The 20537-nt window shown below is 66.4% G+C and carries 17 protein-coding genes; 11 read left to right on the top strand and 6 right to left on the bottom strand.

Annotated elements, in window-relative coordinates; genetic code table 11:
• Positions 1-30 precede the first annotated feature (30 nt).
• The 5 genes from BMY06_RS01520 (at position 31) to hydA (ending at position 7283) form a co-directional block, all read left to right on the top strand.
• Positions 31-1296, top strand: a complete 1266-nt coding sequence (locus BMY06_RS01520; protein WP_074981215.1) for a Zn-dependent hydrolase — start codon at positions 31-33, stop codon at positions 1294-1296.
• Positions 1297-1456: 160 nt separating this feature from the next.
• Positions 1457-2851 carry an NAD(P)-dependent oxidoreductase gene (locus tag BMY06_RS01515; RefSeq protein WP_074981213.1) on the top strand — a complete coding sequence of 465 codons (1395 nt, stop codon included), beginning with the start codon at positions 1457-1459 and terminating at the stop codon, positions 2849-2851.
• A 59-nt stretch (positions 2852-2910) separates the two neighbouring features.
• The gene (gene preA / locus BMY06_RS01510; RefSeq protein WP_074981212.1) at positions 2911-4188 is read left to right on the top strand and encodes an NAD-dependent dihydropyrimidine dehydrogenase subunit PreA; all 1278 of its coding nucleotides are present in this window, start codon (positions 2911-2913) and stop codon (positions 4186-4188) included.
• Between the two features lie 82 nt (positions 4189-4270).
• A complete protein-coding gene (locus BMY06_RS01505) occupies positions 4271-5782 on the top strand; it encodes an NCS1 family nucleobase:cation symporter-1 (RefSeq protein WP_065057575.1) in 1512 nt (503 codons plus the stop codon).
• Between the two features lie 43 nt (positions 5783-5825).
• Positions 5826-7283, top strand: a complete 1458-nt coding sequence (gene hydA, locus BMY06_RS01500; protein WP_065057574.1) for a dihydropyrimidinase — start codon at positions 5826-5828, stop codon at positions 7281-7283.
• Positions 7284-7360: 77 nt separating this feature from the next.
• Here hydA and BMY06_RS01495 read toward each other — a convergent pair whose 3' ends face one another.
• The 3 genes from BMY06_RS01495 to BMY06_RS01485 form a co-directional block, all read right to left on the bottom strand.
• A complete protein-coding gene (locus tag BMY06_RS01495; RefSeq protein ID WP_124260616.1) occupies positions 7361-7591 on the bottom strand; it encodes a DUF2783 domain-containing protein in 231 nt (76 codons plus the stop codon).
• A gap of 45 nt (positions 7592-7636) precedes the next feature.
• Positions 7637-9358: an FAD-dependent oxidoreductase gene (locus BMY06_RS01490; RefSeq protein ID WP_074981207.1), complete on the bottom strand. Its 1722-nt coding sequence runs from the start codon at positions 9356-9358 to the stop codon at positions 7637-7639.
• A 96-nt stretch (positions 9359-9454) separates the two neighbouring features.
• Positions 9455-10414: an MBL fold metallo-hydrolase gene (locus BMY06_RS01485; RefSeq protein ID WP_065057571.1), complete on the bottom strand. Its 960-nt coding sequence runs from the start codon at positions 10412-10414 to the stop codon at positions 9455-9457.
• Positions 10415-10671: 257 nt separating this feature from the next.
• On the opposite strand from BMY06_RS01485, the gene BMY06_RS01480 reads away from it, so the two are divergent.
• The 3 genes from BMY06_RS01480 (at position 10672) to BMY06_RS01470 (ending at position 13962) form a co-directional block, all read left to right on the top strand.
• A complete protein-coding gene (locus BMY06_RS01480) occupies positions 10672-11511 on the top strand; it encodes an IclR family transcriptional regulator (protein WP_065057570.1) in 840 nt (279 codons plus the stop codon).
• Between the two features lie 2 nt (positions 11512-11513).
• Complete coding sequence (locus BMY06_RS01475; RefSeq protein WP_065057569.1) at positions 11514-12365, top strand: IclR family transcriptional regulator; 852 nt, start codon at positions 11514-11516, stop codon at positions 12363-12365.
• 148 nt (positions 12366-12513) lie between these two features.
• The gene (locus BMY06_RS01470; protein WP_065057568.1) at positions 12514-13962 is read left to right on the top strand and encodes a cytochrome P450; all 1449 of its coding nucleotides are present in this window, start codon (positions 12514-12516) and stop codon (positions 13960-13962) included.
• Positions 13963-13976: 14 nt separating this feature from the next.
• Here the strand turns inward: BMY06_RS01470 and BMY06_RS01465 are convergent, their stop codons facing one another.
• The 3 genes from BMY06_RS01465 to BMY06_RS01455 all read right to left on the bottom strand — a co-directional run bounded on the left by BMY06_RS01465 (position 13977) and on the right by BMY06_RS01455 (position 16828).
• A complete protein-coding gene (locus tag BMY06_RS01465) occupies positions 13977-14849 on the bottom strand; it encodes a MurR/RpiR family transcriptional regulator (RefSeq protein WP_074981206.1) in 873 nt (290 codons plus the stop codon).
• Positions 14850-14910: 61 nt separating this feature from the next.
• Entirely contained in the window at positions 14911-15975 is a 1065-nt protein-coding gene (locus BMY06_RS01460) for an ABC transporter ATP-binding protein (RefSeq protein WP_065057566.1), read from the bottom strand.
• Between the two features lie 79 nt (positions 15976-16054).
• Positions 16055-16828, bottom strand: a complete 774-nt coding sequence (locus BMY06_RS01455) for an SDR family oxidoreductase (RefSeq protein WP_074981204.1) — start codon at positions 16826-16828, stop codon at positions 16055-16057.
• 351 nt (positions 16829-17179) lie between these two features.
• Between BMY06_RS01455 and BMY06_RS01450 the strand changes: the two genes are divergently transcribed.
• From BMY06_RS01450 to BMY06_RS01440, 3 genes are all read left to right on the top strand, one after another.
• Positions 17180-18412 carry an ABC transporter substrate-binding protein gene (locus BMY06_RS01450; RefSeq protein WP_065057564.1) on the top strand — a complete coding sequence of 411 codons (1233 nt, stop codon included), beginning with the start codon at positions 17180-17182 and terminating at the stop codon, positions 18410-18412.
• A 268-nt stretch (positions 18413-18680) separates the two neighbouring features.
• On the top strand, positions 18681-19595 hold the full coding sequence (locus BMY06_RS01445; RefSeq protein ID WP_065057563.1) for a carbohydrate ABC transporter permease: 915 nt from the start codon (positions 18681-18683) through the stop codon (positions 19593-19595).
• Entirely contained in the window at positions 19592-20437 is an 846-nt protein-coding gene (locus BMY06_RS01440) for a carbohydrate ABC transporter permease (RefSeq protein ID WP_065057562.1), read from the top strand. Before BMY06_RS01445 ends, BMY06_RS01440 begins: the two co-directional genes overlap by 4 nt.
• Positions 20438-20537: the final 100 nt, after the last annotated feature.

Genomic DNA, 20537 nt, shown 5'->3' with positions numbered 1-20537 from the left:
CGCACCGCCCCATGATAAGGAGAGCCCCGCATGAACACCGTAAGCGACGCCGCGCTGACCACCGCCATTCACGTGAACGGCCAGCGCCTCTGGGACAGCCTGATGGAGATGGCGAAGATCGGCGCGACCGCGAAGGGCGGGGTGTGCCGCCTCGCGCTCACCGACCTCGACAAGCAGGGCCGCGATCTGATCGTGAAGTGGGCGAAGGAAGCGGGCTGCACGATCAGCGTCGACCGCATGGGCAACGTCTTCATGCGCCGCGCGGGCCGCAACAACGATCTGCCGCCCGTGATGACCGGCTCGCACGCCGACTCGCAGCCGACCGGCGGCCGCTTCGACGGCATCTACGGCGTGCTCGGCGGACTCGAAGTGATTCGCGCGCTCAACGACCACGGCATCGAGACCGAGCATCCGATCGAAACGGTGATCTGGACCAACGAGGAAGGCTCGCGCTTCGCGCCTGCGATGGTGGCCTCGGGCGTGTTCGCGGGCGTGTTCACGCTCGACTACGGCCTCTCGCGCAAGGATGTCGACGGCAAGACGATCGGCGAGGAACTCGCGCGCATCGGTTACGCGGGCGACCTGCCGGTGGGCGGACGCAAGATTCACGCGGCGTTCGAATTGCACATCGAACAAGGGCCGATTCTCGAAGCGGAGGAGAAAACCATCGGCGTGGTGACCGACGCGCAAGGTCAGCGCTGGTACGAAGTCGTGCTCACGGGCCAGGAAGCGCACGCCGGCCCCACGCCGATGCCGCGCCGCCGCGATGCGTTGCTCGGCGCGTCGCGCGTGGTGCAGCTCGTCAACGAGATCGGCCTGCGTCATGCGCCGCTCGCGTGCGCGACGGTCGGCATGATGCAGGTGCATCCGAACTCGCGCAACGTGATTCCGGGCCGCGTGTTCTTCACGATCGACTTCCGTCACCCTGAAGACGCCGTGCTCGCGAAGATGGACGCCGAGCTGCGCGAAGGCATCGCGAAGATCGCGGAACAAGGCAAGCTCGAAGCCGAAGTCGAGCAGATTTTCTACTACGCGCCGGTGCCGTTCGACGCGGCCTGCGTGAAGTCGGTGCGCGCGGCGGCCGAGCGTTTCGGCTATTCGAATCGCGACATCGTCTCGGGCGCGGGCCACGACGCGTGCTATCTCGCGACCGTCGCGCCCACGTCGATGGTGTTCGTGCCGTGCATCGACGGCATCAGCCATAACGAAATCGAGGACGCGACGCCCGAGTGGATCGAGGCCGGCGCGAACGTGTTGCTGCACGCGATGCTCGAACGCGCGAACGAGCCGGGCTAGCCGCTCGCGCTTGAACATCGCTTGTTCATAGCTTGATCGTCGACTGAATGCCAGCGGCCACAGAGCCGCACAGTGATTCCGCTTTGTCCCCACGTACCGGCCGCGCTGCCTCGCGCACGCGGCCGGCGGACCCGTGTTTTGCCTCGCAAGGAGCATCCGGATGTCCCACACCACGAAGAACAACGTGCGTGCCACGCCCGGCATCGCCGCAGGACGACTCAGCGCAGCGGAACTCGGCTGCCAGTTCGCCGATGTCGCGCCGCCGCTTTCCGCCAATGCGGCCATCGTCGCCGCCGACCGCTGCCACTACTGCTACGACGCGCCCTGCGTCACGGCCTGCCCCACCGGCATCGACATTCCCAGCTTTATCCGCAAGATCGGCAACGGCAATCTCAAGGGCGCCGCGCGCGACATCCTGAGCGCCAATCCGCTCGGCGGCATGTGTTCGCGCGTCTGCCCGACCGAGATTCTGTGCGAAGGCGCGTGCGTGCGAAATCATCAGGACGGCGAACCCGTCAGCATCGGCGCGCTGCAACGCCACGCCACCGACTTCCAGATGGCGCGCGAACGCGAAGGCGCACCGCCGCTCTTCAAGCGCACGACCGGAACGGGCCGCAAGGTGGCCGTGATCGGCGCGGGTCCGGCGGGGCTTGCGTGCGCCCATACGCTCGCGCTCGCGGGTCACACGGTGAGCGTGTTCGATGCGCGCGAGAAGCCTGGCGGCCTCAACGAATACGGCATCGCCGCCTATAAGACCGTCGACGATTTCGCGCAGCGTGAAGTCGAGTGGCTGCTCTCGATCGGCGGCATCGAGTTGAAGCAAGGGCAGCGTCTGGGCCGCGAGATCGCGCTCGATACGCTGCGCGCGGACTTCGACGCCGTGTTCGTCGGCATCGGGCTGGGCGGCACGCAGGCGCTGAAGATCGAAGGCGAAGGGCTCGACGGCGTGCGCGACGCAGTGGATTTCATCGCCGATCTGCGCGAGTCGCGCGATCTCGCGGCGCTGCCCGTGGGCCGCCGCGTCGTGGTGATCGGCGGCGGCAACACGGCCATCGACGCCGCCGTGCAAAGCCGCAAGCTCGGCGCGGAACACGTCACGCTCGCGTACCGGCGCGGTGCCGCGCAGATGAGCGCGACATGGGCCGAACAGGAATTCGCGCGGACCCAGGGCGTGAGCATCGTCGAGTGGATGAAGCCGTTGCGCATCGTAGGCGCGGGCCGCGTGGAGGCGATCGAGTTCGAACGCAGCGCGCTCGATGCGAACGGCGCGCTGCACGGCACCGGCGAGATCGAACGCATCGAGGCGGATGCGGTGCTGAAGGCGATCGGCCAGACGCTGTTGCCGGAAGGACTCGACGCGCTCGCGTTGAACGACGCCGGCACGCGCATCGCCGTGGACGCCGATGGCGCGACCTCGCTCGCGGGCGTGTGGGCAGGCGGCGACTGCGCCGGACACGGCGCGACCGACCTCACCGTGCAGGCCGTGCAGGACGGCAAGCTCGCGGCGCGCGCCATCGACCGCTGGCTCGCCGCGCAAAGCGAGCAGGCGGCCTGAGCGCAGCGCTGACGCACCACGCACGTACACGAGACAAACCATCGACAAGGAGCCTCATCATGGCCGATCTGCGCTGCACGATTGCCGGTATCGAATCGCCGAATCCGTTCTGGCTCGCCTCCGCGCCGCCCACCGACAAAGCCTATAACGTCAACCGCGCCTTCGAGGCGGGCTGGGGCGGTGTGGTCTGGAAAACGCTCGGCCTCGACCCGCACGTGGTCAACGTCAGCTCGCGTTACGGCGCGACCACCTGGCGCGGCCAGCGCATCGCGGGCCTGAACAATATCGAGCTGATCACCGACCGTCCGCTCGAAGTCAACCTCAAGGAAATCGCCCAGGTGAAGCGCGACTGGCCCGACCGCGCGCTGATCGTTTCGCTGATGGTGCCGTGCACGGAGGCGGACTGGAAATGGATTCTGCCGCTCGTCGAGGACACCGGCGCGGACGCGGTCGAACTGAACTTCGGCTGCCCGCACGGCATGAGCGAGCGCGGCATGGGCGCGGCCGTGGGCCAGGTGCCCGAGTACATCGAAATGGTCACGCGCTGGGTGAAGGAAGGCACGCGCCTGCCCTGCCTCGTCAAGCTCACGCCCAACGTCACGGACATTCGCCACGGCGCGCGCGCCGCGCACAAGGGCGGCGCCGACGGCGTCTCGCTCATCAACACCATCAACTCGATCGTGGGCGTGGATCTCGACGCGATGGCGCCGCTGCCGACCGTCGACGGCAAAGGCACGCACGGCGGCTACTGCGGCCCCGCCGCGAAGCCGATCGCGCTGCACATGGTCGCCGACATCGCGCGCGATCCGCAAACCCAGGGCTTGCCGATCTCGGGCATCGGCGGCATTTCCGACTGGCGCGACGCCGCCGAATTCATCGTGCTCGGCGCGGGCAGCGTGCAGGTGTGCACCGCCGCGATGCATTACGGATTCCGAATCGTTTCCGACATGATCGACGGCCTCTCGAACTGGATGGACGACAAGGGCTACGCGAATCTCGACGCGATCCGCGGCCGCGCCGTGCAGAACGTGACCGACTGGCAATACCTGAACCTGAACTACGACATCAAGGCGCGCATCGATCAGGACCGCTGCATCCAGTGCGGCCTGTGCCATATCGCCTGCGAGGACACCTCGCATCAGGCCATCACCGCGACGAAGAACGGCGAGCGTCACTTCGAGGTGGTCGATGCGAATTGCGTCGGGTGCAATTTATGCATGCATGTTTGCCCGGTCGACGCATGCATCACGATGGAGCGTGTCGATTCGGGCCGCTATGCGAACTGGACGACGCATCCGAACAACCCCGCGCGCGTGGCCGATCCGAAAGCCGCTTGAAACATTGGCCTGAATTGCGCGCGTCGACTTGAACAAAAAAGCCAACCACAAACCGAACGACAAGCCACGGAGAATCCGCATCATGAGCCAGTCAGCAGCCAGCAGCGGCAGCGACGCAAGCGCGCGGCGCAGCGCCAGCGAGCTCTATAACGACGACCTCGCGCCCACGGGCGCCGCGCAGCGCACCTGGCGCTGGTATCACTTCGCGGCGCTGTGGGTGGGCATGGTGATGAACATCGCCTCGTACATGCTCGCGGCCGGGCTCACCGAGCAGGGCATGTCGCCGTGGCAGGCGGTCGTCACCGTGCTGCTCGGCAACGTGATCGTGCTGGTGCCGATGCTGCTGATCGGCCACGCGGGCGCAAAATACGGCATCCCCTACGCCGTGCTCGTGCGCTCCTCGTTCGGCACCCAGGGCGCGAAACTGCCCGCGATGCTGCGCGCGATCGTGGCGTGCGGCTGGTACGGCATCCAGTCGTGGCTCGGCGGCAGCGCCATCTACACGCTCGCGAACATCCTCTTTCACAACGCGCTGGTCGGCGACGCGCTGCCCTTTCTCGGCATCTCCATCGGCCAGGGCGCGTGCTTCCTGATCTTCTGGGCGCTACAGCTTTACTTCATCCTGCACGGCACTGAATCGATCCGCTGGCTCGAAAGCTGGTCCGCGCCCATCAAGGTCGTGATGTGCGTGGCGCTCGTCTGGTGGGCCTGCTCGAAGGCGGGCGGCGTGGGCTCGATGCTCTCGCAGCCCTCGCAATTCGCGCCGGGCGGCAAGAAGGCGGGCCTCTTCTGGATCACGTTCTGGCCGAGCCTCACGGCGATGGTGGGCTTCTGGGCCACGCTCGCGCTGAACATTCCGGACTTCACGCGCTTCGCGAAAACGCAGAAGGATCAGCTCGTCGGCCAGGCGATCGGTCTGCCGATTCCGATGGCGCTGCTCTCCGTGGTCTCGGTCGTGGTGACGTCGGCAACCGTCGTCATCTACGGCAAGGCGATCTGGGACCCGATCGACCTCACGAGCCGCATGGAAGGCATCGGCGTGGGCATCGCGCTCGTCATCCTCACGCTCGACACCATGTGCTGCAATCTCGCCGCGAATCTCGTCGGTCCCGCCTACGATTTTTCAAGCCTCTGGCCCAAGGGCATTTCATACAAGGCGGGCGGCCTGATCACGGCCACGCTCGCCATCGTGATGATGCCGTGGAAGATTCTCGCCACCACGCAGGGCTATATCTTCACCTGGCTCGTCGGCTATTCGGCGTTGCTTGGGCCCGTCGCGGGCATTCTGATGGTCGACTACTTCCTGATTCGCGGCACGCGTCTCGACCCCGATCAGCTCTTCGAGGAAAACGGCGAATACGCCTACACCAACGGCTGGAATCGCGCCGCCGTGATCGCGCTGCTCGCGGGCGTGCTGCCGAATCTGCCGGGCTTTCTGAACATTGCGTTCCCGAGCGCGTTTCCCTCGGTGCCGGACGCGTTCAAGGCGCTCTATACGTATGCGTGGTTCGTGGGTCTCGCCATCGCGGCACTGGTCTACGGCGTGCTGATGAAGCTCGGCAAGAGCCGCAGGCCGAGTATTGCGAGCGCGTGAAACCCCTGTATTTTCAGGCTCAAACCGAAGGAGACATAGCATCATGGCGATCCTGATTCGAGGCGGCACCGTCGTCGACGCGGACAAGACCTGGCGCGCGGACGTGCTCTGCGAAAACGGCACGATCCAGGCGATCGGCGAAAACCTCGACGCGCCCGCGGGCGCCACCGTCGTGGATGCGGGCGGCCAGTACGTGATGCCCGGCGGCATCGATCCGCACACGCACATGGAGCTGCCGTTCATGGGCACCAAGGCGCACGACGACTTCTACACCGGCACGGCGGCGGGACTCGCGGGCGGCACCACGTCGATCATCGACTTCGTGATTCCGAACCCGAAGCAGCCGCTCATGGAAGCGTTCCGCGAGTGGCGCGGCTGGGCCGAAAAGGCCGCCGCCGACTACGGCTTTCACGTGGCCGTGACGTGGTGGGACGAGAGCGTGCACCGCGACATGGGCCTGCTCGTCAACGATCACGGCGTGTCGAGTTTCAAGCACTTCATGGCGTACAAGAACGCCATCATGGCCGACGACGAGATCCTCGTGAACAGCTTCGCGCGCTCGCTCGAACTGGGCGCCCTGCCGACCGTGCACGCGGAAAACGGCGAGCTGGTGTTCCAGCTTCAGCGCCAGTTGCTCGCGCGCGGCTTCACAGGACCGGAGGCGCATCCGCTCTCGCGTCCGCCCGAGGTCGAAGGCGAAGCCGCGAACCGCGCGATCCGCATCGCGCAGGTGCTCGGCGTGCCGGTGTACATCGTGCACGTCTCGGCGAAAGAGGCGCTCGACGCCATCACGCGTGCGCGCGCCGAAGGTCAGCGCGTGTTCGGCGAAGTGCTCGCGGGCCATCTGGTGATCGACGAGGCCGTGTATCGCGATCCCGACTGGACCCGCGCCGCCGCGCACGTGATGAGCCCGCCGTTTCGCAGCAAGGAGCATCGCGACGCGCTCTGGCGCGGTCTGCAAGGCGGCGTGCTGCAGACCACGGCCACCGACCACTGCGTCTTCTGCGCCTCGCAGAAAGCGATGGGCCGCGACGATTTCACCCGCATTCCCAACGGTTGCGGCGGCGTGGAAGACCGCATGGCGATACTCTGGGATCAGGGCGTAAACACGGGCCGCCTCACGCCGAACGAATTCGTGCGCGTCACGTCGACGAACGCCGCGCAGATCTTCAATCTCTATCCGCGCAAGGGCGCCGTGGCCGTGGGCGCCGACGCCGATCTCGTGGTCTGGGACCCGGAAGCCACGCGCACGATTTCGGTGAAGACGCATCATCAGAACGTCGATTTCAACGTGTTCGAAGGCATGACGGTGCGCGGCGTGCCCACGCACACGCTGTCGCAAGGCGAACTGGTGTGGGCGAACGGCGATTTGCGCGCGAAGCGCGGCGCGGGGCGTTATCTGAAGCGGCCGGCGAATCCGGGCTATTTACAGGCGTCGCGGCTCGCGAAGCAGTTGAAGGAAACCGAGCCCGTGCATCGCGAGGGCGACAAGGTGAAGTGAGCGTAGCGTGTCGATGAAGATGTCGAAGCGCGTGTGCTTCGACATCTTCATCGAAGAAGTCGAACTCAAATTCAGATTCAAGCCGCCAGCTTGCCGACCGATCCATTCGCGGGCGGCAAAGCCACGCCCGCGCGCGCGTAACGGATCGCGTCCATCAGCGCCTCGTGCTCGCCCACGTGATTCGCGAGCAGCAGAATCAGTTGCGCATTGACCGACTGGCTCTGCGCTTCGTCCAGATCGCGATGCATGTCGATCAGCGCTTCGTAGAAGTCGTCGGGACGCGCGAGATTGGGTTGCGTGTTCAGCATCGTTGTCTCCATCTTTGATAGTGTGAGGCGCGCGGTCGGATCAGGTCATGCCGTGCCCGCCACGCACAACGCCCGCTTGAGCGCGCGCTCGACGCGCGGCGCGTCGGCCTGACGCCAGCGTGCGCACACGTGCTGGTCCGGGCGGATCAGATAGCACGCGCCGTCGCGCGCGTCGTAACGCTGCGCCGCGAAGCCTTTCGTGTCGCGCAGCACCGCGGTGCCCGATGGCAGCCCGGCGGGCGCCGCGCCCTCGCCTTCGAGCACCGCCACGAAGTGCATCGGCACCGGGCCGCCCGCGAGCGCGTCCAGCGCCGCGCGCGTGCCGCTCGCGAGCGCGGCGCCCGCGCGGCAGAACACAAGCGCCGTGAAGCGGTTGCCGAGTTGCGCGAGCAGCCATTGCTCGCGGCCTTGCGCGTCGGCGAGCGGCGCGTCGGCGCACGAAGCGCCCGGCACCATCTGCCCCGCGAATACGTCTTCGTCGGCGGTATTGAGCGCGGATTCGTGCAGCACCGCGGGCACCGAAAGCCGTCCGCTGTTCACCAGTTGGCGCGCGAACGCATGCTCGCGCGCCAGGGTGAGCACGGCGTCGCGGAACACGCGGCTCACCGCGCTCTTTGGCGTGATGAAATCGGTCGAACGCGTGGAATTGCGCAGGTTTTCGTCGGCGGCGAATTCGCGCTCGCTCGCGTAGGTGTCGAGCAGCGCGTCGGGCGCGCGCCCTTCCAGCACCATCGCGAGTTTCCACGCGAGGTTCTCGCCGTCCTGGAAACCGCTGTTCGCGCCGCGCGCGCCGAACGGCGAAACGAGGTGCGCCGAGTCGCCCGCGAACAGCACGTTGCCGTGCCGGAATCTGTCCATGCGCAGGCACGAAAACGTGTAGATGCTGACCCACTCCAGCTCGAATTTCACGTCCGGGCCGAGCAGCGCGCGCACGCGCGGAATCACGCGCTCGGGCGTTTTTTCGAGTACCGGATCGGCGTCCCAGCCCAGTTGAAAGTCGATGCGCCAGACGTTGTCGGGCTGGCGATGCAGCAACACCGACTGGTTCGGATGGAACGGCGGATCGAACCAGAACCAGCGCTCGGTGGGGAAGTCGGCTTCCATCTTCACGTCGGCGATCAGGAAGCGATCCTTGAAGGTGCGGCCGTGGCTGTCGAGGCCCATGAGCTTGCGCACGGGACTGCGCGAGCCGTCGGCGGCCACCACGTAGCGCGCGCGCAGCGCATACGGGCCGTCGGGCGTCTCGATCTGCAGCGTGACGCGCGGATCGGCTGCATCGTCATCGTTACGCTGGGCGATGCCCGTGACCTTGCTCTTCCAGCGGATCTCCAGATTCGGCAACGCCTGCGCGCGTTCGAGCAGAAAGCCTTCCACGTAATACTGCTGCAGATTCACGAAAGCCGGACGATGATGGCCGCTCTCCGGCAGCAGGTTGAACGTATAAACGAGTTCGTCCTTGCGGAACACCTTGCCCACGTTCCAGCTCACGCCCTTCTCGACCATGCGCTCGCCGCAGCCGAGCCGGTCGAAGATATCGAGCGAGCGCTTCGAAAAGCAGATCGCGCGCGAACCCGTGGACAGCGTGCAGTCGTCGTCGACGAGCACCACGGGCAGGTTCTGCTGCGCGAGGTCGATGGCCGTCGCGAGTCCGACCGGACCCGCGCCCACCACGACGACCGGATGCACGCATGCATCCGCATGCTCGCCCTGCTCGTTCTGCTCGCGACAACGCGTGTAGTCGAAAGTCAGCGTCTGATAATCGATCATTGTTTTGTCTCCACCATGCCTTTAGCGGCATTCAGCGCGCGCGTGCGTGCCTGCATGCATGCACCCGGCGACGCGCGCGCCCTGCTCATCGCCCGCTCAATCCTGCAACGCGTCCCACATTTCCTTGTCGCGCTGCGCGGTCCAGATGCGCGGATGCGTGATGCCGCTCGCTTCGTCGTACGCGCGCGAGACGTCGAACGGCAGGCAGTGTTCGTAGATGAAGACGTGGCCGAACTTCGGGTCCATCGCCTCGCGCGTGAGCGCCATCGACTGCTTGAGATCGAGCTGGCGTTCGACCGCCTTGCGGCCCTGCGCGAGCAGCGTGGAAACGAAATCCTTCGTGTAATCGAGGCCCTTGTTCACGTCGGCGGGATTGAGCAGCGCGGGGCCGCGGCCCGGCACGAGCTTTTGCGCGCCCAGCGCGCGCAGCGCTTCGAGCGTGGCGGGCCAGTCGGCGAGTTGCGCATCGCCGCAATAACAGGCCGCGTCGTATTCCACGAGATCGCCGGAGAACAGCACCTTTTGCTGCGGCAGCCAGACCACGGTGTCGCCCTTCGTGTGGCCCGAACCCAGATGCGCGATCTTCACTTCCAGCTTGCCGAGGAACAGCGTGATTTCCTTCTCGAACACGAGCGTGGGCCACGTGAGGCCCGGCACCGTTTCGACGCCCGCGAACAGACGCGGAAAGCGCTCGATCTCCGACTTCATGTCCTGCTCGCCGCGCTCGACGATCATCTCGTACGTGCCGCGGCTCGCGATGATCTGCTGCGCGCCTTCCTTGAAATACGCCGACGCACCCAGCACGCGCACCGCGTGATAGTGCGAGAGCACGACGTATTTGATGGGCTTGTCGGTGACGCTGCGGATCTTCGCGATGAGGTCCTGCGCCATGGCGGGCGTGGCCGTGGTATCGACGATCAGCACGCCGTCGTCGCCGATGATCACGCCCGAATTCGGGTCGCCTTCGGTGGTGTAGGCGTATGCGTTTTCAGAGAGCTGCGTGAACGTGACCTGCTTCTCTTCGAGGTCGGCCTGGGATGCGAACGCCTTTGCCATCGTGAGTCTCCGTTTGTAGGGGCGGGGGGTGTCGCCCTGTCTCGTTTGAATGATCCGCTGTTCTGCCGGGGTGAGGCCATGATCGTCCAGCGATTTTTATTTGTCAATAGCGAATACTATCGCTATTTGCTAATTTCTGGATCGCGCCGACAGTTGCGCTTTGCGCCGCTTCGCCCGCGCAGGCGATCGGCGGGCGATCGGCGGGAAATCGCGCGCGCTTCGGTTAACATGGACCCTTTTTCAGCCCGGGACAACGCGTGAAGACCCCTCGCAACGCCGACACGGAAGGCGCGAAAACGCAGCGCGGCATTCAGAGCGTGGAAGTGGGCGCGCGCCTGCTGCGCATGCTCGCCGACGCGCGCGTGCCGCTCGCGCCCAGCGATCTCGCGGCCGGCGCGGACATTCCGTCGAGCCAGGCGCACGCCTATCTGGTGAGCCTCACGCGCCTCGGCCTGATCAAGCGCGACGCGCTCTCGGGCCGCTACGAAGCCGGTCCGCTCGCGCTGCGCCTCGGCCTGCTGCATCTCGCGCAACAGCCCGCGCTGCGTGAAGCCGTGCCGCACGCGGCAGCGCTCGCGCAGGCGCACAACTGCAGCGTGGCGATCTGCATCGCCGGACCTCAGGGACCGACCATCGTGCGCTACGAGCATGCGAGCCTGCCGCTGCACGTGAATCTGCACGTGGGCACGGTGATGTCGCTGCCGGCCACGTCCACGGGCCGCGTGTTCTGCGCGTATCTCGATGACGCCGCGCTCCACGCGATGTGGGCCAACCAGACGTCGCAGCCGGTCTGGCGCGGCACCTCGAATGCGCCCGACACCGCGCCCGACGCTGCGCCACGCGAGGACGCGGCCTTCGCCGCCGCGCTCGACACGATCCGCGCGCGCGGCTTCGAACTGGGCATCGACGCCCCGAGCCCCGGCGTGAGCAGCGTCTGCGTGCCGGTGCTCGACGCCGCGGGCACGCTGCGTCTCACGCTTACGGCGATCGGCGCGAGCGGCGCGCTCGACGTGCGGCCCGACGGCGCACTCGTGCGCGCGCTGCGCGAGGCCGGCGGCGCCATCGCACGCGCCGCGTTTTCATCGACATCGAATTGACCATGCCGAAGTCCGACCCTACGCCGCCCGTCCAGACCGACACCGCCGACAAACCGCAACGCGGCATCCAGGCGCTCGACGCCACCGGCGAGCTGCTGGCCGCGCTCGTCGCGGCGGGCGAACCGCTCGCGCTGCGCGACCTCGCGGCGGCGGCGGGCATGCCGAGCGCGAAGGCCTTTCCGCACCTCGTGAGCCTGCTGAAAACCGGTCTGCTCGAACGCGACGAAGCGGGCCGCTACGGCGCGGGGCCGCTGAGCCTCGAACTGGGCCTGCTGGGTCTCGCGCGCCTTTCGCCGGTGCGCGAAGCCGACGCCGAACTCGTCGGCCTCGCCGCCGCGACCGGCATGAGCGTCGCGCTCGCGGTGCAAGGCCCGCTCGGCCCGACCGTCGTGCGGCTCGAAGAATCCACGCGGCCGTTGCACGTGAGCCTGCGGCCCGGCACCGTCATGTCGATCGTCAACACGGCGATCGGCCGCGTGTTCGCCGCCTGGTTCGACGACGACGTGCGCGCCGCGCTGCTCGCGCAGGACGGCCTGCGCCTCGCGGGCGCGACGCCGTCCGCGAACACGGCCAATGCGGCGAACGCGAACGCCGCCTACGTCGAACGCCTCGCCGCGATCCGCGCGCAAGGGCTCGACACCGCGCTCGACAAGCCGATTCCCGGCATCAGCACCGTGGCTGCGCCGGTCTTCGATCACACCGGCAGCGTCTGCCTCGTACTCGCGCTGATGGGCCCGTCGGGTCACATCGACACCGGCCGCGACGGCGCCTGCGCGTCCCTGCTGATGGCGGCTGCCGAACGCCTCTCGCGGCGCTTCGGCTACGTGGCGGGCGCGGCGGCCGCGCCGCTATAATCGGCTTCCATCAGACGATTCACGCGCAACGCCTGGCGCCGCCACGCGCCCCGATCCGGTGTGTCGACGCGCCAATCCGCGCAAATCCGTGCCGATACGCGTCGACAGATATCGGCAGGCACGGCGGCCCCATCACAAGGACAGCCCCATGAGCACCGCCTCCACCGGTTCCGCCACCGCGCTGCGCCAGGTCGCCGACCTGCCCTGCCCGCGCGGCCTGCCGCTGATCGGCAACCTGCTGCAACTCGAACCCACGCGGCTGCACCAGATCCTCGAACGCTGGGCCGAAGAACTCGGCACCCCGTACCGCTTCCAGGTGGGCAGCATCCCCATCACGATCTGGACCGACACCGAACTGATCCAGTCGATCATGCGCGAGCGCCCGCACCGCTATCGCCGCTATTCGCCGATCGAAAGCGTGTTCGACGAAATGGGCGCGAACGGGCTCTTTTCCTCCGAAGGCGTGCAGTGGGAATCGCATCGGCGGCTCGTGATGCAGGCGCTTTCGATCCCCAACATCAAGGCGTTCTATCCGACGCTCGCGGAGATCACGCAGCGTCTGCGCACGCGCTGGCTGCGCGCGGCCGAGCGCGGCGAGACCGTCGAGATGACCGACGACCTCAAGCGCTACACGGTGGACGTGACGAGCGCGCTCGCGTTCGGCGAAGACCCGCGCACGCTCGATCAGGATCACGGCGTGATCCAGGAGCATCTCGAACGCATCCTGCCCGCCGTGATGGGCCGCATCAACGCGCTGTTTCCGTACTGGCGCGTATTCAAACTGCCCGCCGACCGCAAGCTCGATCACTCGCTCGCGGAAGTACACCGCTACATCGACTCGATGATGGCGCGCGCTCGCACGCGCATGCGCGACGAGCCGTCCGAACTGCCGCGCAACCTGCTCGAAGCGATGCTCGTGCAGCAACAACACGACGGCGAGCCGATTTCCGATGCGCAGATTCGCGCCAACGTGCTCACGCTGCTGCTCGCGGGCGAGGACACGACCGCCGATTCGATCGCGTGGACGCTGCCCTATCTGGCCGCCGACGCCGCGTTGCAGACGCATCTGGGCGAGGAAGCGCATCGCGTACTCGGCGACGCGCCCGTGTGCCCCGACTACGCCACGCTCAAGGACCTCGACATCTTCGAAGCGATCGCCATCGAAGCGACGCGTCTGCGGCCGGTCGCCGCCGTGCATTCGTTCGAACCGCTCGAAGACGTGGTGGTCGACAACGTCGCGCTGCCCAAAGGTACGCGCATGTTCTTCGTCGCGCGGCCCGCGATGATCGACGAGAAAAATTTCGCCGATCCGCAGCGCTACGATCCGTGGCGCTGGATGCGCAAGGGCGAGCACGACGCGCCGCGCGAAGGCGCGCATGGCGCACATGACGTGCGTGCGTATCTGCAATTCGGCGCGGGTCCGCGCGTATGCCCCGGACGCCATCTCGCGACGGTGGAAATGCGCCTCGCGCTCTCGATGCTGATGAACGAATTCGAAATCGAGCTGGCCATCGATCCAGAGCAGATCAAAGAGGTGTCGGCGTTCACGATGGTGCCGGACACGATGCCGGTGAAGCTGCGCAAGCGCGTGCGCTAGCACTTCAGCGCGCGTTACGCCTTCACTTCGCCCGCGCTGTCCGAGTCGCTGCGCGCCTGCGCGTCGCGCATCTTGGCGAGCGTCTTCGGTCCGAGCCCGAGCGAAACGCCCAGCGCGAGCGCGTCGATCACCGTGAGATGCGCGATGCGCGGCACGCCCGGCGCGTGCGGCTCGTCGGCGGCCGGCACGCGCAGCAGCAGCGGAATGTCGACCACCCACGCGAGCCGCGAACCCGCGTTCGTCAGCGCGATGGTGGTCGCGCCGCGCTCCTTGGCGATCTGAATGCTCTCGTTCACTTCCACGCTGCGGCCCGACTGCGAGATCGCGAAAGCGACGTCGCCGGGTTCGAGCAAACCGGCATAAAGGCGCTGCAAATGCGCGTCGGTGAACGCGCTCGCGGCCACGTCCAGACGCAGGAAACGCAGCGCCGCGTCGTTCGCGACCAGCCCCGAACCCGCGCCCACGCCGAAGAAATACACCCGCCGCGCGCTGCCGAGCGCCGCCACCGCCGCCTCGAACACGGCCGGATCGAGCGAGGCGCGCGCGTGCATCACGCCCTGCACCACGGCGTCGGCGACCTTGTCGAGCAACGAGCCCATCTGCGCGGGCTCGCCGCTCGCCGCGTCGTCGGCGGCGGAAAACGGCACGCCGCCCGCCGCGCTCTGCGCGAGCCGCATCTTGAAGTCGCGCAGGCCGTGCGCGCCCACCGCGCGGCAAAAACGCGTGACCGACGGCTCGGAGACGTCCGCGCGCAACGCGAGTTCGGTGATGCTCGCGCGCATCGCGAAGTCGATGTCGGCGAGCACCATCTCCGCGACCTTGCGTTCGGCGGGCCGCAGCGACTCCGCCACGTTGCGGATGTGATGGATCAGGTTGGAGACCGGCAAGCTATGTTCCGTGGGTTGAACCGTGGAAGATGCGAGACGCCCGACGCCCGGGTTCAATGCTTCAATCGAGACGCTTGCCGCTTTCGGTGTCGAACAGATGCAGATGCGCGAGAGGCAGACCGAGCGTCATGCGCTGGCCCGGTTCGATGCCGGGACGCGCGCGGGTCGTGACGCACCATGACTGGCCGCCTATTTTCCCGTACAAGTGCGTTTCCGCGCCAGTCGGCTCGATCACCTCGACGCTGAACGGCACCTCGCCCGCGTTGGCCTCCACATGCTCGGGACGAATCCCCAGCGTCACGCGCGCGCCCGCCTGCGCGCGGCCTTCGGGCAGCGCGATGCGCACACCGTCGTCGAGCACGAGCGCCGTGCCGCGCGCGTCGTTCATCACGCTGCCCGCCACGAAGTTCATCGACGGCGAACCGAGAAAGCTCGCCACGAACAGATTGCCAGGCTTGTCGTAGAGATCGAGCGGGCGGCCGATCTGCTCGATACGCCCCGAGTTCATCACGACGATGCGGTCGGCCATCGTCATCGCTTCGATCTGGTCGTGCGTGACGTAGACGACCGTGTTGCGCAGCCGCTGATGCAGCGCCTTGATTTCGGTGCGCATCTGCACGCGCAGCTTGGCGTCGAGATTCGAGAGCGGTTCGTCGAACAGGAACAGCGACGGCTCGCGCACCACGGCGCGGCCCATCGCCACGCGCTGGCGCTGACCGCCCGACAACGCGCGCGGCAGGCGGTCGAGATAGTTCGAGAGATTGAGCATCTTCGCGGCGGCTTCGATGCGCGGCTTGAAGCCGTCCTCGCGTTCCTTGCGGATGCGCGGGCCGAACGCGATGTTGTCGTACACCGAAAGATGCGGATAGAGCGCGTAGCTCTGGAACACCATCGAGATATTGCGCTGCTGCGGCGGCAACGCGTTCGCGCGCGTGCCGCCGATCGTGAGGTCGCCGCCCGAAATATCTTCGAGACCCGCGATCATGCGCATCAAGGTGGTCTTGCCGCAGCCCGACGGTCCGACCAGCACGACGAACTCGCCGTCCTCGATGTCGAGGTCGACGCCGTGCACGACCTGCGTGTCGCCGTAGCGCTTGTAGATGCCGTTCAGTTGTACCGCTGCCATGCTGTCCTCGTGTGCTGTCGTGTGCTGTTATCGCTGCTTGCGTGTGTTTTCCTGCTTGTTTTAGCGGCTTTTCTGCGGCTCAGAACGGATCGAGCGTCAGCTCGTTCGCCATCAGCCGGTTGCCCGCCATGAGGCCCGCATCCACCGGCAAGGCCACGCCGGTAATCACGCGCGCTTGCGGCGACGCCAGAAAATGCACGGCGTCGGCGATATCGGCGGGTTCGGCCACATCGCCGAGCGGATACCACTTGCTCAGTTGTTCGAAGATGGCCGGATGCTGCTCCACGCGCGCGCGCCACGCGGGCGTCTTCACGGTGCCCGGACACACGATGTTGGCGCGGATGCCGTGCGGCCCCAGCTCCATCGCGAGCGCCTTCGTGTAGCTCACGAGGCCCGCCTTCGCGGCGCTGTACGCGGGATGCCCGAGCGCGCTCAGTCCGTTCACGGAGCCGATCAGCACCATCACGCCGCGCCTGCGTTCGATCATCGCCGTTCGCACGGTTTCGATCGTGTTGTAGGTGCCGTTGAGATTGAGGTCGACGTCGCGCCGCCAGCTCGCCGCATCGGTATGCGCGAGCGTCGTGCCGAGCGCGCCGCCCGCATTGGCGACCGCCACGTCGACCGGACCGCGCGCCGCCACGCCGCGCGCCACGGCGTCGGCCATCGCGAGCGGATCGCTCACGTCGGCGGCCAGCGCCTCAAGCCGTTGCGCGCCGAATTCGTCGGCGAGTTGCTGCACGCCCGCCGCGTCGCGGTCGAGCGCGAGCACGGTGTCGCCGTCGTCGAGAAATCGCTTGCACAGCGCACGGCCGATGCCGCCGCTCGCGCCCGTCACCAGCACTACCCGGCTCATGTTCGAACTCTCCGCGTATCGACTGAAAAAGCCCGCCGGCGTGCGCGCCAGCGGGCCTGTAAATTTCCAACAGACGCACGTTAAATATCGTTTGGCATGCGATCCGTTGCGGGTTTACACGCAGGCGTCCCACATAGTGCACTGCATGATTTCCCCCATGTTTTACGGCATGTTATGCAAATTCAGGAGCAGAAAACAATATCGCGTTTCCCAGGTGACAACGTTTTTTTCATCCTGTAGGATTTTTTCAAACAAGGCAACTGGCACAAAAAACAGGCAGCAAAAAAACGCGCCCATCCAGGCGGCGGCAGTCGGTGCAATAAAACAGGAAGACCACATAGGAGAGTCAGAATGTCGTTTCAGCAACGTGCAACCCTCACGCTCGGCAAGCTGGCCGCCGCGCTCGCGTTCGCCGGCATCGCCGTCGCGGCGCACGCCGACACGGTGCGCGTGACCGTCGCGCACTACAGCGACGCCACCGCGCCGTACTTCGAGAAAATGGCCAAGCAGTTCGAGGCCGCCAATCCCGGCACGACCATCAAGATCGAAGACGTGAACTGGGACTCGCTGCAACAGAAACTTCAGACCGACATCTCCGGCGGCGCCAACGCCGACCTCGCGATCATCGGCACGCGCTGGCTGCTCGACTTCGTGAAGGACGACATCGCCGAGCCGCTCGATCCGTACATGGACGCGAACTTCAAGGGCCGCTTCATCGGTCCGTTCCTCGCGCCGGGCGAGATCAACGGCAAGATCTACGGCCTGCCGATCGCGGCCTCGGCGCGCGCGCTCTACTACAACAAGGACATGCTCGCATCGGTCGGCTATCCGAACGGCCCGAAGACCTGGAACGACGTGATCGACGCCTCGAAGAAGCTCAAGGCGAAGGGCATCGCGGGCTTCGGTCTGCAAGGCAAGGAAATCGAAACCGACGTGTACTTCTACTACGCGCTGTGGACGCACGGCGGCGACGTGGTGGGCAAGGACAACAAGGCCGCGTTCAATTCGGCCGCCGGCGTGAAGGCCGCCACGCTCTACAAGACCATGATCGACGAAGGTCTGACCGAGCCGGGCGTTACGGGCTACAGCCGCGAAGACGTGCAGAACCTCTTCAAGCAGGGCCGCGTGGCGATGATGATCTCCGCGCCGTTCCTCGCCAAGCAGCTGAAGAAGGAAGCGCCGAACATCAAGTACGGCATCGACCCGATTCCGGTCGCGACCGCGCCGGCCACCTACGCGGTCACCGACTCGATCATGATGTTCAAGAACTCGAAGGTGAAGAAGAGCGCCTGGAAGTTCCTCGACTTCCTGTTCACGAAGCAGCCGCGCGTGGAGTTCACGAGCACCGAAGGCTTCCTGCCGACGACCAAGGCCGAAGCGAGCGACCCGGCGTTCCAGGATCCGGACACGAAGGCCTTCGTCGCGTTGCTGCCGCACGCGAAGTTCGCGCCGACCGTGACCGGCTGGGAAGACACCGCCAAGGCCGTGACCAACGCGATGCAGTCGATCTATCTCGGCAAGGCCAAGCCCGCCGACGCGCTGAACCAGGCCGCGACCGAAGCGAACAAGTCGCTCGGCAAGTAAGCGAGCATTACGTCAGCAGGCGGCACGCCGCGGCGTGCGCCTGCTGCACGAACCGGCACGAACCGGCACGAACCGGCCCGAACCGGCGCGACGCGTAGCCCGCAGCACCGCTACGCGTCGCGCCGCTTGCGTCATCCTGCTTCACGCTGTTTCATCGACCGACCGGACGCCTCACGACATGACCACGGGTCCCCTGAAGCCGACACCGCCAGCCGCTCCGGCGGACGGCGCTGCCCCCGACCCCACACGCGCACGCCAAAGCCCCAGCATGAGCCGCCCCGACCGCGCCGCCCGCAACGTTTCCGCGCCCCGCGCGCCCTGGCTGCTGATCGTGCCGAGCCTCGCGCTCGCGCTGTTCATCATCAGCTATCCGATCTTCAATATCGTCTGGCAGTCGCTGCACGACGTGTCGCGCTTCGGCCAGATCCGCGACTTCAGCGGCTTGCAGAACTTCCTCAACGTGTTCGGCGACCCCGTGTTCCTGACCGCGCTGAAAAACACCATCATCTGGACCTTCTGCGTCGTGGTGGGCACGGTGGCGATCTCCGTGCCGGTCGCGCTCGTGCTGAATCAGGACTTCTACGGGCGCGGCATCGCGCGCACGATCGTCATGCTGCCGTGGTCGGTGTCGCTCACCATGACCGCCGTGGTGTGGCGCTGGGCCTTCAACGACGACTACGGCATGGTCAACGTCACGCTGCAAAAGCTCGGCCTGATCGCCGGGCCGATTCACTGGCTCGCCACGCCCGAGTACGCGTTTCCGGTGGAAATCGCCGTCGGCATTCTGGTGTCGATTCCGTTCACCACCACGATCTTTCTCGGCGGCTTGTCGTCGGTTCCGGGCGACATCTACGAAGCCGCGCGCATCGACGGCGCGAGCGCCTGGCAGCAGTTCCGCCTGCTCACGCTGCCGCTGCTCAAGCCCTTCATCAACATGGCGATCCTGCTCAACGTGATCTACGTGTTCAATTCGTTTCCGATCATCTGGGTGATGACGCAAGGCGGTCCCGACGACAGCACGCACATCCTCGTCACCTATCTCTACGAACTCGGCTTCCGGCTCGGGCGTCCGGGCGAAGCGGCGGCGGTGTCGCTCATCATGCTCGTGATCCTGTTCGCGTTTTCGGTGGCGTATCTGCGCGTGCAGGCCAAACGCGGCGGCGCGCAAGGAGACCTCGCATGAACCGCAAGCTCAAACGCTCGCTCTGGTGCTGGCTCGCGCTTTCGCCGCTGGTGGTCGCCGTGCTGTTCCCGTTCGCGGTGATGTTCTTTACGTCGTTCAAGCCCGCCAACGAAGTATTCGTCTACCCGGCGCGCTGGTTGCCGCAGCATTGGCGCTGGGAAAATTACGTCGATATGTGGCAGGCCGCGAACTTCGGCGTCGCGCTGCGCAACAGCATCGTGATCTCGTTCCTCTCCACGGCGCTCGCGCTCGCGGTGAGCCTGCCCGCCGCCTACGCGCTCGCGCGCTTTCCGTTTCGCGGACGCGGCGCGTATCGCCAGTTCCTGCTGGTCACGCAGATGCTCTCGCCGATCCTGCTGGTGGTGGGCCTGTTCCGCCTCGCCGCAATGATTCCGTACGGCGACGGCAATCTCGTCGATTCGAAGCTCGGCGTGATCGTCTCGTATGCGGCGTTCAATATCGCCTTCGCGGTGTGGATGCTGTCGTCGTATTTCCAGACCGTGCCGCGCGATCTCGAAGAATCGGCGTGGCTCGAAGGATCGAGCCGCACGGGCGCGGTGTTCCGCGTGTTCCTGCCGCTCGCGATTCCGGCGGTGGTGGTCACGGCGATCTTCACGTTCATCAGCGCGTGGAACGAGTTCGCCGTGGTCTACACGCTGATCCGCTCGCCCGAGAACAAGACGCTGACCGTGCAGGTCACGGACATGGTCGCGGGCAAGTACACGGTCGAATGGGAACTGGTGATGGCCGCCACGCTCGCGGCGACGCTGCCGGTGTCGGTGGTGTTCGCGTGGCTTCAGCGTTATATGGTGAAGGGGCTCGCGCTCGGCGCGGTCAAATAGGCTGGCCGGGCGTCGTTCGCCGCGCTCGCTCAACAAAACACCATGGGCCGATCTCGCGATCGGCCCGTTTTTTGCTCGACGAAGGTGCAACGCAAGCGCC

This window comes from Paraburkholderia tropica, assembly GCF_900109265.1.
GTDB lineage: Bacteria > Pseudomonadota > Gammaproteobacteria > Burkholderiales > Burkholderiaceae > Paraburkholderia > Paraburkholderia tropica.
This window is presented reverse-complemented; position numbering and strand designations above follow the sequence as displayed.

Coding starts and splice junctions, on each gene's coding strand:
- BMY06_RS01440 (WP_065057562.1), top strand. CDS start 19,592: ATGAACCGCAAGCTCAAACGCTCGCTCTGGTGCTGGCTCGCGCTTTCG.
- BMY06_RS01505 (WP_065057575.1), top strand. CDS start 4,271: ATGAGCCAGTCAGCAGCCAGCAGCGGCAGCGACGCAAGCGCGCGGCGC.
- preA (WP_074981212.1), top strand. CDS start 2,911: ATGGCCGATCTGCGCTGCACGATTGCCGGTATCGAATCGCCGAATCCG.
- BMY06_RS01490 (WP_074981207.1), bottom strand. CDS start 9,358: ATGATCGATTATCAGACGCTGACTTTCGACTACACGCGTTGTCGCGAG.
- BMY06_RS01520 (WP_074981215.1), top strand. CDS start 31: ATGAACACCGTAAGCGACGCCGCGCTGACCACCGCCATTCACGTGAAC.
- BMY06_RS01450 (WP_065057564.1), top strand. CDS start 17,180: ATGTCGTTTCAGCAACGTGCAACCCTCACGCTCGGCAAGCTGGCCGCC.
- BMY06_RS01445 (WP_065057563.1), top strand. CDS start 18,681: ATGAGCCGCCCCGACCGCGCCGCCCGCAACGTTTCCGCGCCCCGCGCG.
- BMY06_RS01475 (WP_065057569.1), top strand. CDS start 11,514: ATGCCGAAGTCCGACCCTACGCCGCCCGTCCAGACCGACACCGCCGAC.
- BMY06_RS01495 (WP_124260616.1), bottom strand. CDS start 7,591: ATGCTGAACACGCAACCCAATCTCGCGCGTCCCGACGACTTCTACGAA.
- hydA (WP_065057574.1), top strand. CDS start 5,826: ATGGCGATCCTGATTCGAGGCGGCACCGTCGTCGACGCGGACAAGACC.
- BMY06_RS01470 (WP_065057568.1), top strand. CDS start 12,514: ATGAGCACCGCCTCCACCGGTTCCGCCACCGCGCTGCGCCAGGTCGCC.
- BMY06_RS01515 (WP_074981213.1), top strand. CDS start 1,457: ATGTCCCACACCACGAAGAACAACGTGCGTGCCACGCCCGGCATCGCC.
- BMY06_RS01485 (WP_065057571.1), bottom strand. CDS start 10,414: ATGGCAAAGGCGTTCGCATCCCAGGCCGACCTCGAAGAGAAGCAGGTC.
- BMY06_RS01460 (WP_065057566.1), bottom strand. CDS start 15,975: ATGGCAGCGGTACAACTGAACGGCATCTACAAGCGCTACGGCGACACG.
- BMY06_RS01455 (WP_074981204.1), bottom strand. CDS start 16,828: ATGAGCCGGGTAGTGCTGGTGACGGGCGCGAGCGGCGGCATCGGCCGT.